Origin of the sequence: Vibrio owensii (assembly GCF_002021755.1) — a bacterium.
Lineage (GTDB): Bacteria > Pseudomonadota > Gammaproteobacteria > Enterobacterales > Vibrionaceae > Vibrio > Vibrio owensii.
In genome coordinates this window covers 1,868,904-1,884,668 of the sequence record NZ_CP019960.1, presented here as the reverse complement: position 1 = coordinate 1,884,668, position 15,765 = coordinate 1,868,904, and the positions used below count along the sequence as shown (strand labels likewise).

General features: G+C 46.4%; 14 protein-coding genes. 9 read left to right on the top strand and 5 right to left on the bottom strand.

What is annotated here, in order from left to right; genetic code table 11:
* The first annotated feature begins 73 nt into the window (after positions 1 to 73).
* On the top strand, positions 74 to 946 hold the full coding sequence (locus A9237_RS24945) for a patatin-like phospholipase family protein (protein WP_078610008.1): 873 nt from the start codon (positions 74 to 76) through the stop codon (positions 944 to 946).
* 17 nt (positions 947 to 963) lie between these two features.
* On the opposite strand, the gene A9237_RS24940 is transcribed toward A9237_RS24945, so the two are convergent.
* From A9237_RS24940 to A9237_RS24930, 3 genes are all read right to left on the bottom strand, one after another.
* On the bottom strand, positions 964 to 1,653 hold the full coding sequence (locus A9237_RS24940; protein WP_038894532.1) for a flavin reductase family protein: 690 nt from the start codon (positions 1,651 to 1,653) through the stop codon (positions 964 to 966).
* 41 nt (positions 1,654 to 1,694) lie between these two features.
* Positions 1,695 to 2,195, bottom strand: a complete 501-nt coding sequence (locus A9237_RS24935; protein ID WP_078610007.1) for a fasciclin domain-containing protein — start codon at positions 2,193 to 2,195, stop codon at positions 1,695 to 1,697.
* Positions 2,196 to 2,275: 80 nt separating this feature from the next.
* Positions 2,276 to 3,757 carry a cryptochrome/deoxyribodipyrimidine photo-lyase family protein gene (locus tag A9237_RS24930; RefSeq protein WP_078610006.1) on the bottom strand — a complete coding sequence of 494 codons (1,482 nt, stop codon included), beginning with the start codon at positions 3,755 to 3,757 and terminating at the stop codon, positions 2,276 to 2,278.
* A 110-nt stretch (positions 3,758 to 3,867) separates the two neighbouring features.
* Here A9237_RS24930 and A9237_RS24925 point away from each other — a divergent pair, with 110 nt between their 5' ends.
* From A9237_RS24925 to A9237_RS24915, 3 genes are all read left to right on the top strand, one after another.
* Positions 3,868 to 4,173: a DUF6482 family protein gene (locus A9237_RS24925; RefSeq protein WP_020195380.1), complete on the top strand. Its 306-nt coding sequence runs from the start codon at positions 3,868 to 3,870 to the stop codon at positions 4,171 to 4,173.
* 78 nt (positions 4,174 to 4,251) lie between these two features.
* The gene (locus A9237_RS24920) at positions 4,252 to 5,640 is read left to right on the top strand and encodes a DUF1800 domain-containing protein (RefSeq protein ID WP_078610005.1); all 1,389 of its coding nucleotides are present in this window, start codon (positions 4,252 to 4,254) and stop codon (positions 5,638 to 5,640) included.
* Positions 5,641 to 5,648: 8 nt separating this feature from the next.
* Positions 5,649 to 6,818, top strand: coding sequence for a DUF1501 domain-containing protein (locus A9237_RS24915; protein ID WP_078610004.1), 1,170 nt, complete (start codon positions 5,649 to 5,651; stop codon positions 6,816 to 6,818).
* Between the two features lie 78 nt (positions 6,819 to 6,896).
* On the opposite strand, the gene trhO is transcribed toward A9237_RS24915, so the two are convergent.
* Positions 6,897 to 7,877, bottom strand: a complete 981-nt coding sequence (gene trhO, locus A9237_RS24910) for an oxygen-dependent tRNA uridine(34) hydroxylase TrhO (RefSeq protein ID WP_078610003.1) — start codon at positions 7,875 to 7,877, stop codon at positions 6,897 to 6,899.
* Between the two features lie 465 nt (positions 7,878 to 8,342).
* Between trhO and A9237_RS24905 the strand changes: the two genes are divergently transcribed.
* From A9237_RS24905 to A9237_RS24890, 4 genes are all read left to right on the top strand, one after another.
* Positions 8,343 to 10,601: a ribonucleoside-diphosphate reductase subunit alpha gene (locus A9237_RS24905; protein WP_078610002.1), complete on the top strand. Its 2,259-nt coding sequence runs from the start codon at positions 8,343 to 8,345 to the stop codon at positions 10,599 to 10,601.
* 52 nt (positions 10,602 to 10,653) lie between these two features.
* Positions 10,654 to 11,586 (top strand): ribonucleotide-diphosphate reductase subunit beta, encoded by a 933-nt coding sequence (locus tag A9237_RS24900; RefSeq protein WP_005447479.1) that lies wholly within the window; start codon positions 10,654 to 10,656, stop codon positions 11,584 to 11,586.
* Positions 11,587 to 11,611: 25 nt separating this feature from the next.
* On the top strand, positions 11,612 to 11,854 hold the full coding sequence (locus A9237_RS24895; protein ID WP_029788328.1) for a glutaredoxin family protein: 243 nt from the start codon (positions 11,612 to 11,614) through the stop codon (positions 11,852 to 11,854).
* A 491-nt stretch (positions 11,855 to 12,345) separates the two neighbouring features.
* A complete protein-coding gene (locus A9237_RS24890; protein WP_005441955.1) occupies positions 12,346 to 12,834 on the top strand; it encodes a GNAT family N-acetyltransferase in 489 nt (162 codons plus the stop codon).
* A 100-nt stretch (positions 12,835 to 12,934) separates the two neighbouring features.
* Here the strand turns inward: A9237_RS24890 and A9237_RS24885 are convergent, their stop codons facing one another.
* Positions 12,935 to 14,230, bottom strand: a complete 1,296-nt coding sequence (locus tag A9237_RS24885) for an alpha/beta fold hydrolase (protein ID WP_078610001.1) — start codon at positions 14,228 to 14,230, stop codon at positions 12,935 to 12,937.
* A gap of 253 nt (positions 14,231 to 14,483) precedes the next feature.
* Here A9237_RS24885 and A9237_RS24880 point away from each other — a divergent pair, with 253 nt between their 5' ends.
* Positions 14,484 to 15,650 carry a D-alanyl-D-alanine carboxypeptidase family protein gene (locus A9237_RS24880; RefSeq protein WP_005436203.1) on the top strand — a complete coding sequence of 389 codons (1,167 nt, stop codon included), beginning with the start codon at positions 14,484 to 14,486 and terminating at the stop codon, positions 15,648 to 15,650.
* The last annotated feature ends 115 nt before the right edge of the window (positions 15,651 to 15,765 follow it).

Here is a 15,765-nt window from a genome sequence, read left to right as displayed (position 1 = left end):
ATAATAAGAATAACCGATTGTTGCTGTAGCACGAATTTCAGTAATCTTTTTAACGTCTTTATTGGGGGGAAACATGGCAACAAAAGCAATCGTAGTCGAAGGTGGCGCAATGCGTGGCGTCTTTGCCAGCGGCGTATTAGATGCATTCTTAGAGCAAGACTACAAACCATTTGATTTTGCGATTGGCGTATCAGCCGGGGCTTCAAACTTGATCGGTTATCTAACTGATTACCCGCACCGTAGCATCAACGTCATCACTAAATTAGCAACCAGCAAACGCTTTTTCGATCCTACCCGCTTTTTGAAAGGTGGAGATTTGATCGACGTGAAATGGTTATTTGAAGAGTCAAATCGTTTGTACCCAGTCGATGAAGCGAAACTGTTTGAAGGCATTCCTTTCTTAGCGGCAACGACGAACATCAATACAGGTAAAGCGGATTACTACCGAGTGAATCGTCATAACTTCCACAATGCGATGGAAGCAACAACCGCTCTGCCTATTGCTTACAAACATACTCCGTGTTTCTCCGGCGGTTGTTATACCGATGGTGGTGTGGCTGATTCCATTCCTGTACGAGAAGCTTACCGTCGTGGTGCTCGTGATATCACGGTTGTTCTTTCACATCCTTTGGCTTATGAGAAAAAGCCAGTGAAGACGCCTTGGTTAATGAAGAAGTTGTTCTCTGAACATCCACAAATGGCAGAGGCAATGCTTCATCGCTCAGAGAACTATAATGAGTCGCTTGAGTTTATTCGCAATCCTCCCAAAGGCACTCGTGTTCGCGTGGTTGCTCCGCCAGATGAATTCAACGTTCAGCGATTGTCTATGCGCCAATCTGTCTTGCTTGAAGGCTATGAAATGGGGTTGGAAGCAGGACGCGCTCACCTTACCAATCGAGCAGGTGAACACGGCTTAGACAGAGAAAACTGCCATTTTTGTATTTAGTTCTCGAGTATGAGGAGTTAGTCCAAATCGACTTCAAGCGCTCCCCAAGATGAAGGTTCTCCTTCTCTTGTTAATGGGAACAGACGAGAGTCAGGTTTTGCATAACTTAACCGATGCAGACGCTGAGTCACGTGGTAACTATCAAGCCCAGAAATGGTCACCAAGTCGAGCAGTTCCAAATCGAGATAACCATCTGGCATGATCGCTCTTTCCGGTGCGTGCACCATTAATACTTCGCCAATCAACATCTCAGTTTGATTGCTTTCAATCTTGATGTGTTCTCTCAAAGCTAGGCCCATCTTGAGGTTACTTTCAAGGACAAAAGGCGCAGGAAATACATCATCGTAATAAGGTGTCAGGCCTACTGCTTCGAACTCTGAGATATGCTTTGGGTAGCGCGCGGAGGTTTGATGGGCTTTTTGCACAAAGTCGACGCCGATAGCGTTGATAGTGAAATGCTTGGTGTCGAGGATGTTTTCTAGCGTGTGACGGCGACTTTTGCGTGGACGAACGATAAAGCCGAATAGAGGTGGATGCGAACCCAAATGAACCACCGAGCTCACCACAGCAAGGTTCTCTTGTCCCTGCCTGTCCCTTGTACCTATGAGGTTAGCGCTTTTGTACCCTGCTAGAGAGTTGATCAATCGGGTGCGTTGACGTTGCTCCATCGCTTGAATGTCGTGCTTCGAGAGTTTGATGTTTTCCATATCTTTGAAAGGGGCGGGTGAGCCCGCCCTCCTTGTTGATTTTATTTCGGCATAATGACTTCATCAATTACATGAATCACGCCATTCTTTGCTTTGACGTCAGTGGCAATCACGGTAGCGTTATTGATGATCACTTTATCGCCCATGGTTTTGATCATCACGTCCTGTCCTTGGACTGTCGTCGCCTTATCCATTTTCACTACGTCTGCGGCCATTACTTTGCCCGGAACCACATGGTAAGTAAGAATCGCGACCAACTTGTCTTTGTTATCTGGCATCAGCAACATATCCACCGTGCCATCTGGAAGCTTAGCAAACGCTTCGTCAGTTGGTGCAAACACAGTGAATGGGCCTTCACCTTTCAGTGTATCCACTAGGCCTGCGGCTTTGACTGCTGCTACCAGAGTATTGAAAGAGCCATTTGCAACAGCCACATCAACGATGTCTTCTTTCATCATTCCGTGTTCGTGGGCTTTTGCTGGCAGTAAAAATGAAAAGGTGGCAAACAAAACCGTGGTCGTAACCAAAATACGTTTCAACATAATGCATTCCTTTAGTTGTTTGGGGACTGCTCTCTCCCTGATAAAAGTCCCTGTTTGTACGCACGCTTCTTTCTAGGCGATCAACTGGCTTTCTTTTTGTTCGAAGGCCGAACGTGCTGTGCCAAAATTCTCGCTCCTTCTACTTTCACTTCTGTGCGTTTGCGCCATGCCCACAATCGCTCTCTTGCTGCTTTTGCGCTTGCCTCTACATTTACGACGGGCGCGAGATATCGGGAATCGGGATCCAGTTGGTACATGACGGTTTCCATTGCGGTCATTTTCCATGGTTCAAACAACAAGGGAGTGGGAACCATTGCAAGTTCTGGAATCCATTTATGAATGAACTCACCGTTAGCATCGTGCTCTTGTGCTTGTTTCGTCGGATTGTAGATGCGAATCGTGTTAGTGCCAGTCACCCCCGCTTGCATTTGAAATTGTGGGTAATGGATGCCCGGTTCAAAGTCGAGGAACAACTGAGCTAAGTGAGTCACGCCATCGCGCCAATCCATGTTCATATGATGCGTTAGAAAGCTCACTAACATCGCGCGCATGCGAAAGTTGATGTATCCGGTGTGATGAAGGCAACGCATGCAAGCATCGATGAGCGGAATCCCGGTTGTGCCTGACTTCCAAGCGTCCAAGAGTGCCTCATCTCTGACGCTTGCTTGCTGTAATAAAGGTTCATAAGCTCTATTGACACAACGAAACTCCATTTCGCATTCGGATTCAAACTTCTGCATAAAGTGACAATGCCAATGCAACCTCGAAGACAGAGCTATTAAGCTGCGACGAAACCCAGTCACTTGCCAATGTTGCAACAGGTATTGGTACACTTCTCGAAGCGATATATTGCCCCATGCGAGATAGGGAGAGAGGCGAGTGCATGCGGTTCGAGATGCTGTCGGGCTAGAAATACTTCGATAATAATCTCGTCCCCGACGTTGAAAAAAGTCTTCCATGGTCTGCCAAGCGAGTGAACTTCCGCCCGTTTGCATGCCTTTTATTTTTTCTAACCAAGAAGGAGGAGGCGTAAACGAACAACCAAGTGCTTCGGCATCGAGGGTAATAAGAGAAGCTCTTTCAAGGTCGATATCTTCAATCTCGGCTCGCATAACCGTATCCCAATGCTTATCCCAGCCAAGTCGGTCTTTTGCTCCTCGAATGACGGCGCCATGTTCAAATTCGTGCCACGGAATACGATGTGCTTGAAGCCATACTGATACTTGTTTATCTCGTTCAAACGTATAACTCAGTCCGATTTCTTGGTGGGAGAAAATAGCATTGATGTTGAACTGGTTTTGAATCGTGCTGAGGCAATCTATTACGCTACCTGACATTACGGACACTTGATGACCAAGAGCCGAGAGTGTTTCGTTCATATCTTGGAGTGATTGCCAAATAAAACGCCAGTGACGAGCAGAGTAATGTGGGTCATCCAGTAACATGGGTTCGACAATGTAGAGCAGCACAGTTGGATGTTCTGAAGATAAAGCGTGTTGTAAAGGCGTATGATCGGTCAGGCGTAAATCGCGTTTTAGCCACACTAAGTTGATTGTTTGCATTGTGCCCCTCGCTTGTTTTTTCGATTTTTACGTGTTTGCGGGGCGTATTTCTCACTCAGTGATCGATTTTATTGATGTTGACGTAAAGGCACGGAGCAAGGAGGTGCTTTATGTCTATGCCACTCAGTAAATTGGAAAAATTCTTCTACATCGACAAGCTCGTTATCCACTCTCTCGATCTCGCTTTGTATCAAGTATCCGTCTTAGTCGATGGAGAGGAACACTTTGTTACCGACGATAAAGGCAAGTTTTTAAGAGCGCATTCGATACTGGAGTTGCAAAAGCAATGTCGTCACTTGAAAGCGAAAAAGCAGGTCCTTCGCCAACAAAGTGCTTACGACGAAATGGTTGGACAGTCATCCAAAGATGGTACTAATGAATTAGAGGTTCCTCTGCGTGATAACCAGCTTTACTGACTGAGAAATAACCAAAAATTGAACTCGACGCCATGTGATGCTTGCTAGACTGACATAAAGCATCACACGGAAACGGCTATGCAGTATTACCCAACTCAAGACATTATCTCTGAGCAGCGGTTCGGCTTTGGGGCCCTTTATCAACACAGTTCGCCAAGTTTAGAAAAGCAACTAAGCAGTAAGACCTATTGGCACGAGGCAATAACCAAGTTGCCGAGTACAAACGAAGTGTTGTTGGAACTGAGAAAACTCAATGACACCAAACGAGAGCTCAAACAATCCCCTACCAAAAAACGTGCAGTGCAAAAGCAAATTGGTGCGTTCTTTCGTGAGCAATATTTGCGACAAGTCGAGGCTCGCAACCAACAGACTTTGCACACTCCATATGGATTTCAGGAACGCTTGATTCAATTTTGGAGCAACCATTTTGCCATATCTGCAGACACCCGAAAGGTACGTCCGATTGTGGCAAGCGTCGAAAATGAAGTGATTAGAGAGCACTGGAATGGCAACTTTGTTGAGATGCTCTTAGCGGTGAGTCAGCATCCAACCATGCTGATGTTTCTGGATAACAACTTGTCAGTAGGACCGAACTCCAAACAAGGGCTCAAACAGGGTAAAGGGCTCAATGAAAACCTCGCGCGAGAAATCATGGAGCTGCACACGCTTGGTGTTGATAGCCAATATACACAACAAGACGTGATTGAACTGTCAAAAGCCATTACCGGTTGGAGTGTTGGATTCAAAGCACCGAAAGTTGGCTTCCAATTCAATTCAAGAACCCATGAACCAGGCTCGATAACTCTGCTTGGCAAGCGTTACTCTCAACAAGGTATTGAACAGGGCCGAGCGTGTTTGAGAGATCTTGCGCTTCATCCTGATACCGCAAAACATATTGCACGTAAGTTGGTGCAGCATTTCCTAGGACCTTCCGGTGAAGCCTTGATTGAACCGCTTAGCCAAGCTTATCTAAAAGGTGAAGGGGATTTGCTTCCGGTTTATCGATTGTTGATTCAAAGCGCTTTGAGCCAATCGGCAGAGGCGGTGCGTTTTCGCACTTCTCAAGAGTGGTTATTCGCGGTTTTGCGCAGTGCTGATGTCCGTTTTCCTGAATCGAATGACATGCAAATGAGCAAGCCGGGGAATAAATTACTCGGTGCGCAAAGAAGCTTAGGTCAGCCTCCTTTTATGGCGGGTTCTCCTGCTGGTTGGCCAGATAAAGACGCAGATTACAACAGTCCTTCGGCGCTAACTCAGCGGTGGCAGTTAGCGAATCGAATCGCTCGGCTGGCGGTGAAAAGTGCCAAGTCCCAAGGTGTGAAACCACAAGCTTTTGTCGAGCAAGTTAGCCAACAGCTCTACGGCAATGCGTTGGACGAACACACAAGGTTAGTGATGAACAAAGCCCCATCGGCAGAGATGAAGCTTTCTCTACTTTGGCTTAGCCCGCAATTTCAGTATCGATGAGGTGAGTGATGACAATAGATAAACAAACGAACTTAACATCGACTCGTCGACAATTTTTAAAATCCGCTTTAGCCGTGGGCGCAACAAGCTTGTTGCCTAATGCAGTCTTTGCTCAATCAAGCTCTCCAAATATCTTTGTTTGGATTACGCTACGTGGTGCGATGGATGGATTAAACGTTGTGGTTCCTTATGCTGATAAGCAGTATTTAGCTCTCCGTCCGACGATTGGGTTAGCAACAGAAAAACTGAATAAACTCGATGAGTTTTATGGTTTGCATCCGGCGATGAAAACCAGCTTCGAGTGGTATCAAAATAAGCAGATGGCGATGGTGCACGCTTGTGCCACCGCGTATCGTGAGCGCTCTCATTTTGATGGGCAAAAGGTGTTAGAAAATGGTACAGACAATCCGTTACATCGTGATGGGTGGTTAAACCGATTGCTGCAACTGGATGCGAAGTCGAAAGGTTTGGCGATTGATTCAGGGTTACCTTTGATTGTTCAAGGAGAGAAGGCGGTCAGCAGTTGGTATCCAAACAATTTGCAAGCGCGAGACAGCCAAGTGGAGCTGCTAGAGGCGTTGTTTCAAAGTGATGAGAAGCTCGCGACTAATTTTGAAGAAGCGCTGAAAATTGAAATGATGTCGAATCGTAATCGTCCCGGTAAGCAGTTTCCTGTGTTGGCGTCTCAAGCGGGAACTTTTCTCTCAGCTGAAGGCGGTCCAAACATCGCGGTATTGGAATTGGGCGGATGGGATACTCATGCAGGCCAAGGCGCAGAAACAGGAAGGCTCGCCAATCAATTGCGTAAATTGGATAACGGTCTTGCCAACCTAAAGAAAGCGTTAGGGGATAACTGGCCGAAAACCGTCGTGATGGCGGCAAGTGAATTTGGACGCACTGCAGCGGAAAACGGAACCAAAGGCACCGATCATGGAACAGCGAACGCCATGTTTATTGCTGGTGGAGCCATCGAAGGTGGCAAGGTATTGGGAGAATTTCCGGGGCTTGCCCAAGCTGAGCTTTATGAAGGGAGAGACTTAGCCCCTGCTAATGATATGAGGGCGGTGATCAAAGCCGTTCTACAGCAACACATGAGCATAGAATCGAGTGCGCTAGAAAGCGTATTTCCTGACAGCGGCTCAGATAAAGCTTACGCAGGCCTTATCCGATCATCTTAGTTTTTACCTTCCAACGATAACAAAAACGCCCCGTCTCCAAGCCAGAAACGGGGCGTTTGTATTTAATGTGTTTGAATCTTACGCTTGTTTGCGCTGTGCGTCTTTCTTCGCCAGTTTTTCTGCGCGTCGCTGCTCACGTTGTTTGGCGCTCTCACCACCGACGTGTTGTTCGCCACGAACCGCTGCTAACGACACTTGCTTTTCACGCTCGCGGAAGCGCGCTACTTGCTCGTCACTGTGTTTACCAAAACATTTTGGGCAGCTGACACCTTGCTCAAACTGCTCTGATTGTTTGTCTTCTTCTGTGATTGGCAATCGGCAAGCGTTACACAAGTCGTAGTCCGCTTTTTCTAGCTGATGGTTCACCGCAACGCGACCGTCGAATACGTAGCAGTCGCCTTCCCACAAGCTTTCTTCTTCTGGTACTTCTTCTAGGTATTTCAGAATGCCGCCTTCTAAGTGGTACACCTCATCAAAGCCCTGCTCTTTCATGTAAGCGGTCGACTTTTCACAGCGAATACCACCCGTACAGAACATCGCGACCTTTTTGTGTTTCTCTGGATCCATGTTTTGTTTTACATAGTCAGGAAACTCGCGGAACGTGTCAGTATTTGGGTTAACTGCACCTTTAAATGTTCCGATCTCAATTTCATAGTCATTACGAGTATCAACCACAAAAACTTCTGGATCAGCAATTAGATCGTTCCAATCTCGCGGCTTCACGTAGGTGCCAACGACATGGCGAGGATCGATGCCTTCAACGCCCAATGTCACGATCTCTTTCTTTAGCTTTACTTTGGTGCGGTTAAACGGCTGAGTATCTGAGTACGACTCTTTGTAAACAATACCAGTAAGGCGAGGCTCGGCATTTAGCCATGCAAGCAGTGTATCAATACCTTCGCGTTTCGCTGCAACCGTACCGTTAATACCTTCACTCGCCAGTAGCAACGTTCCATGTACACCGTGGGCTTCCATTAGGGCAAGCAATGGCTCGCGTAACTCTTGGTAGTTTTTCAGTTCCACAAACTTATACAGGGCGCAGACAACATACTGACTCATGATTATTCCTTACTTTAAAGGGTCGATGGTTCGACGGCTCGATACCTAACAATTTTAGCGGCTCGGAGTATACCTGAGTAATTTAGTCGGAAATACGGACAAACTATGCGGATATTTTTAGTCACGTTGCCCCAGCGATTTTTTCAACAAATTTCAGCGCGTAGCATTGGAAATTAAAGGGTATGAAAATTTGAACCAGATCACACTTGTTATTCTTTTCTAGAAATTAACTAAGTTAATGAAAATTAAAGCTTTGTGGAAAACTTCATCACTTTATCAGGTTTGTGGTGCTCGTCTCTGATTGCAGTTCCTGTCGAGCTTGGTGTCGGTGTCAATATGTTTCCTTACCCTCTCTATCGTCAGTTCTAACTTTTTAAAAACTTACTTGTAATGATAACTATTATCATCTAGATCTATTGCGTACATATGGTGCTCAATATTTAAACTACACACAAGATATAGATTATGGACGTTATAAAACGAGATGGACGGAAAGAAAAAGCCAGTCTAGATAAGGTGACTCGAAGAGCCGAAGCGCTGGCTGATGGACTAAAAGTCGAACCTATTGCGGTTGCACAACGCGTGGTAAGCGGTTTGTACGACGGCATTAAGGTGACGGAAATCGATGTGTTCCTCGCTGAAACGGCAGCAAGCCTTGCGACGGAACACCCTGATTATGCCAAGCTTGCGGCTCGCGTGATGGTGAGTTCTCTGCAAAAAGAAACCAGCGGATACGCAACTGCAACACGTGAGCTCTCTGAAATCGGTATTCTTTCCGATACTTACGTCGACTTTGTTGCCAAGAATCAGTTTGCGCTCGAAGAGATGATTGACTACAAACGTGACTATCAGTTTGATTACTTCGGCTATAAAACTGTCGAGCGTTCCTACCTATTGAAAGTAAAAGGTGCGGTGGTTGAACGACCTCAAGATATGTTCATGCGCGTGGCAGTCGCTGTCGCAGGTGACGATCTTGAAGAAATTCGAGAGCTATACGATTTGCTCAGCCTTGGTTACTACACTCACGCCACGCCAACGTTGTTTAATGCTGGCTGTAAGATGCAGCAACTATCTTCGTGTTTCCTATTAGCGATGCAAGAAGATTCCATCAACGGTATTTACGATACCCTTAAAGATTGTGCGCTGATTTCTAAATCGGCGGGTGGCATTGGGCTACACATCCACAATATTCGAGCGACGGGTGCGCCAATTATTGGTACTAACGGCGTGTCGAATGGCATCGTGCCAATGCTCAAAGTTTTCAATGAAACGGCTCGCTATGTGGACCAAGGTGGTGGTAAGCGCAAGGGCTCATTTGCGGTTTATCTGGAACCTTGGCATGCGGATATCGAATCCTTCCTCGATTTACGTAAAAACCACGGTAAAGAAGAGTTCCGCGCACGTGATTTGTTCCTCGCTCTATGGGTGCCAGACTTGTTCATGGAACGTGTTGAAAACGACGCGGAATGGACTTTGTTTAGCCCACACAATACCAAAGGTTTGTCTGATTTATACGGTGCTGAATTTACTCAGAAGTACCAAGAATACGAGCGTATGGGCTTGGGCGTGAAGACCATCAAAGCCCGCCAGTTGATGACGCAAATCATTGAGTCGCAAGCTGAGACGGGAACACCGTACATGCTCTACAAAGATGCGTGTAATGAAAAGTCGAATCAGAAAAACCTCGGCACCATCAAATCGAGTAACTTGTGCGCAGAGATCATGGAAGTCTCGACGCCAGATGAAACGGCGGCTTGTAACTTGGCGTCTATGGCACTGCCTAAGTTCGTTACAGGCACGGGGTTTGATTTCGACAAACTTCACCAAGTCACCAAAGTCGCGATTAAGAACCTCGACCGCGTTATCGATGTGAATTATCACCCAACCGATAAGATTGAAAAATCGAACCACGCGCATCGCCCTGTTGGTTTGGGTATCCAAGGTTTGGCGGATGTGTTCTTCAAAATGCACCTTCCATTCGATAGTGAAGAAGCATTGCAGCTTAACCGTGACATCGCGGAAACCATGTATCACGCCTCCCTTGAAGCGTCTTGTGAAATCGCGGCGCAAAAAGGCGCGTACTCCAGTTATGACGGCTCACCAATCAGTCATGGTCAGTTCCAATTTGATCTGTGGGGTGAACAACCAAGCAGCCGATGGGATTGGTCACAGCTCAAGCGCCAAATTGCAGAGCATGGTGTGCGCAACTCGCTACTGATTGCGCAAATGCCAACGGCGTCGACAGCGCAAATTTTAGGTAACAACGAAGCGTTTGAAGCGCAAACCAGCAATATCTATAAACGCCAAACATTGTCGGGTGAGTTCATCATCATCAACAAACACCTGGTCAGCGATCTGGAACAGCGCGGACTTTGGACGAGCAAAATCCGCGACGCCATTATTCTCAATAACGGTTCAGTACAAGGTATCGATGCCATTCCAGACGATCTTCAATCCGTGTATCGCACCGTGTGGGAAATCTCTCAGAAAGTGATCATTGATATGTCGGCAGCTCGTGCCCCGTTTGTTTGCCAATCGCAAAGCCTCAACTTATGGCTCGCATCACCAACATTCGCCCAAATCAATGCGATGCACTTCTACGCGTGGAAACGTGGTCTGAAAACCGGCATGTACTACTTGCGCTCCAAGCCATCGACGAATGCGGTGAAAGTCACCGTTGGTCAGCAAAACGAAGATGAAGATTGCCTAAACTGCGGCGCATAAACCTATCTCGCCAATTAAAAAGACTCACATCAACCGAAAGTAAGGAAACGGTATGATTGTTAAAAACAAATTTAGCTTATTCCCCATTCAATACGAAGAGATTTGGCAAGCGTACAAAACGCACGAAGCTGCTTTCTGGACGACAGAAGAACTCGATTTTGCTCAAGATCTTGCCGATCTTGCCAAGCTGACCGAAGGCGAAAAGCACTTCATTCGACATGTGTTGGCGTTCTTTGCTCAGAGCGAAGGGATGATCAACGAGAACTTATTGACTCGATTTTATGGCGAAATTGAAATCGCAGAAGCACGCTGCTTCCTTGCTTTGCAGGCATTTAATGAGGTCATTCACGCAGAGACTTACGCACTGCAACTCGAAACTTACATTCCCGATGTTGAAGAGCGTGAGCGCTTGTTCAATGCGATTGAAAACGTCCCGACCGTAAAGCGTAAGGCGGAGTGGGTAATGAAGTGGATCTCCTCTGATAAACCATTGGCAATGCGTTTGATCGCTTTTGGTCTGGTAGAAGGCTTGTTCTTCGCTGGCAGCTTCTGTGCCATTTATTACTTCCGTAAACGTGGTTTGCTGGCTGGTTTGGCAGCAAGCAATGACTTGATTGCTCGTGATGAAGGGTTGCACTTTAGCTTCTCTGCGCTGCTATTCAAAACCTTAGGTCAAGGCAAGGTGACACAACAAGAGTTTGAAGAGATTTGCCGAGAAGCGGTTTCAATTGAGAAGGAGTTTGTAACGGAAGCCCTACCAGTGGACTTGATTGGTATGAATGCCGAGTTGATGTGCCAATACATTGAGCACACTGCCGATGTTATCGCTGGTTTGTTTGGTTTTAACCCGATCTTTGGTGCTGAAAACCCATTTGATTACATGCGTTTGCTGGACATGGAAGGAAAAACTAACTTCTTCGAAAAACGCGTTACTGAGTACAAACGACCTCAAGATCGCCAGTTGAGTTTTGATGCAGATTTCTAACGGTAAGGAATAGCAGAGAAGAGTGATGAAAATAGAAATGTACAGCAAGGAGCAGTGCTCACAATGTGAAACCGCAGCAATGTGGTTGCAAAATCAGGGCTTTAACGTGGCAACGCTCAAGTTAGATGTGGAGTTTGATCGGGAAACCTTGTTCGAGTTATTCCCAACCGCAAGAAGCTACCCGCAGTTTATGCTTGATGGCGAACCGATTGGTGATTTCAGTCGCTTAAAATCCGCACTCGCTTTTGAGCAAAGCGCTACTTTCTAAATTATGTATACCCAAGTAACCTCGAGATGCTAGGTTCAGCGAGACTGACTTGGTTTGTAGACGCGGCGGCGATTTAAAGGTTTAGTGGGTCTAAATCAAGAATCGGCAACAAAGTATACAAGCCAAGGCAGCTCGCCCTTTGGGAGCGTGTCATTGACCCGATTGCTGCGTCAAACAACTTGGAAATAGCTGGCTATTACACTGCGTTGTTTTCCTTGCTCTCGAATCAATGACAACGCTCTGAATCCTGCATCTTGAAGTCACTTGGGTATAACCCCTTTTATTGAGAAAAGGGGATTTTTATTTCCACTTAAATTTTGTGGATGTTCAAATTATCAGTAAAAACTCGTAAAACTGTTGAAAACGTACTCGACATAAATGGTCGAAATTTGTACTGTTGATTCGCTTCACATTCCTAAAACTTCTTATCCGATAATCAGTTGAAGCAAAGATCTGTGCTTGATACAGGTCGGTTGGCAAAGGAATTCAACATGCAACAGTTTCATATCAGAAGACTAAGAGAAGAAGACGTCCCACTGTTGAAAACGCTCTTGGTCGAACTCGACACCTCTCATTATAATGCTGAGCCAGATTTCTACCGTTCTCCGGAAGAAATGGCGCAGTTAAGGGAAGATCGCAACATCTTCGATAAATATTTTGATGGCAGCATCACGGCTTTTATTGCTTGTTCTAACCGACAGGTGGTTGGTTTTATCTCTGGCACCGTGCGAGAGGTCAACTCGATTCTCTCTCCAGAAAGACGCGTTGGATATATCAATGAGTTGGTGGTGTCTGAAAGCCATCGAAACTTAGGTATTGGTTTGTCTTTGATGGATAAAATCGAGAGCGATTTATGCAGCCAAGATATTGAAGAGCTCGGTTTAACCGTGGCGTCATTTAATCACGAAGGCGAAGATTTCTACCATAAGATGGGTTACCGCGTGATCACCAAAATGATGACCAAGCGAGTCAAAGACTAGTGCTAGTTTAAACCTGAATCGAACCAAGAACGCCTCTCTATCTTGTGATAAAGAGGCGTTTTTCTATCTAGGTTTTTTGCAAATTCTGAGCGTTAGTTGCTCATTTCAACGTTGCTGCGGTTTGTTTACCCATCGCAATCAACTTGTCGAGAATACGCTCACCATCTGCGCGGAGACCGTTGTGCTCATATTCATTGGTGATCCATGCTTTTGAGTTTGGCATTGCAGCGAGTGTTTCGCGGCTAATGTCCATTTCTACAAACATATCGTCGGCATAGACGGCACAGCTCACAGGCACCTTATTGTTTGCCAGTTGCTGCGCATCGTATAACGGCGTCCAATCGACTTTCTCTGCCAGTAATTCCGCCGCTTCTTTCAGTGGCTTTAAGTTCACGTATTGATCGAACATCCAAGGGAAGACCATTTCTCCGGTGAAGTAGAACGGCTTACCTTGTTCATAGTTGAACGCATCGTGTTCTTGGCGTACTCGGTGTGCGCTCCATTGAGAAGCAAACCCTTGGCAGTAAATTGATTCGTGCAAAATCGCGTAAATTGGATTGGTCTGGAAGTTTTGCTGCGCCAACATGTCGTTGAGGAATTCATAACGAAGCTGAGGTTTACCGTTCACTTCAATCAAGGCACTTTCTAGCCAGTAATAAGTTGGCAAGAAGGTATCACTGACACCAAAGTTAATCCCAATTTGTTGGAACTGTTCGACAGTAAAACGCTGACCATTTGGCAGAAACTCTTCGTGCTCCAATAAGTGATCAGCAATGCTTTGGCATAGTTGCTGCACTTGTGGGAATTGCTGGAAGAAGGCTTGGTTTTTCTCCATCGTGCGCTTAAAGGTTGCTTGATACACATCATCCGCATGACGAGAAACCGAAGGCACACCACCCGTAATGTAGCTTTGCAGAAGGCTGTTCGGGAACAGCGATAGATAAGTTAGTGAACAGAAGCCGCCAAAGCTCTGACCCAAAATCGCCCACTTCTCAACACCAAATTGTTCACGGATAAATTCCGCATCGCGAACAATGTTGTCTGCGCGGAAGTGGCTTAAGTAGTCAGCCTGTTGCTTCGGCGTGAGGTGCGCAAGCGTCTGATGATTGATCACGCTGCTGTTGCCAGTGCCGCGTTGGTCGAGCAGCAGTACACGATACTCACTCAGTGCGCGTTTGATCCAGCCGTTGTTTCCGTTTGGACGAGGAGAAGGGAAGCCCGGACCGCCTTGAAAATACACTAACCACGGTTTGTCTGAGTCTTCATCGCCGACTAAACAAACGGAGCGAGCAAAGACGTTGATCGTGCCTTTACTTAGATCTTGGTAATCCAGTGGCACGGTGAACGAGTGGGGTGTGTAATGCAGTCCTGCGTCGATAAATGATTGAGCGTTCATTGTTATGGTCTGTCCTTGTTTATAGTCGCTTTACGATATCGAATTCCTTATTAGAAACAATAGATTTGTTGTAAGAACTCGATTTTTGAAGCGGGAAAGGCAAGTAATGGCACTCAAAACAGAAACTCTTCGATCTTTCCGTGTTGGTATGCACTGAGTGAACTATGATCTGATAGGTGCAGTTTAGACATCACTGTCTTACCGTTTTTATGAAACGAGACATTTGGCGGTCATTGACCATGGAGGATGCTTGATGAACACGTCACTTACCCGAATAACGCTCACTTGTTTACTACTACAGACCATCAGTGCCCCTGCATTGGCAGTCGTAACGCCGAATCCGCCTCAGTTGCAGGCAAAAGGTTATGTGTTAATGGACTTTCAGTCCGGTGCCATCATTGCGGAGCAAAACGCGCGTGCCGGATTAGCCCCAGCCAGTTTAACTAAGTTGATGACCGCTTACGTCGTAGGGCAAGAAATCAAATCCGGGCGGCTTCAATGGGATGACAAAGTGACGGTGAGTGAGAATGCATGGTCAGCCAAATTCCCGGACTCCTCAAAAATGTTTATCCAACCCAAAGATGAAATCACCGTCGCCAATCTAATGCGTGGTGTGATCATTCAATCTGGTAATGATGCTTGTGTGGCGCTTGCTGAACATGTTGCCGGTAGTGAAGGGGCGTTTGTCGCCTTGATGAACGGTTGGGCGGATAAGCTCAGCTTGAATGATACCTACTTCGTTAACTCGCATGGTCTGGATAGTGAGGGCATTCAAACTTCTCCTAACGACATGGCGACGCTTATGCAATCCATCATCAATGATGTGCCTGAAGTCTATGCGCTTTATAGTGAGAAGGTATTTAAGTGGAACAAGATCACCCAATACAACCGCAATAAACTGTTGTGGGACAAATCGATGGATGTCGATGGCGGCAAAACGGGCTACACCAGCAATGCAGGGTACAGTTTGGTGAGCTCTGCTAAGCAAGGAAAGATGCGATTGATCTCGGTAGTGATGGGAACGCCAAGCAAACAGTCACGCATTAGCCAGTCTAAGAACCTACTCAGCTATGGCTTCCGCTTCTATGACACCAAACAAGTGGCAAAACAGGGGGAAGTTCAGGCGAGCGCTAAAGTGTGGAAAGGCGATGTCAGTGAGATTGATTTGGGCTTCGCTCAAGATGCGTACCTGACGCTCCCTCGCTCTCTAACCGCTGGTCTAGATAAGAGCGTGGTCGTGAATGAGCCGCTGATTGCACCCATCGCAAAAGGGGATGTGGTTGGCAAAGTCGTGTGGAAGAGTGACGATAAAACCGTGGCGAGCTATCCGTTGGTCAGTAACCAAGCGGTGGAAGAGGGCTCGTGGATTGGGAAGTTATGGGACAGTTTAGTGCTGTGGGTGAAGTCGCTGTTTAACTAGTGCAAGGGCGATTTTCACATTAGTGAGTTTAGAATTTCAGAAAAAGAAAAGCAGCTCGAAGGTGAGCTGCTTTTTGTTTTTTATAGTTGAAACGACTTTGCGTTTATTGCGGTTT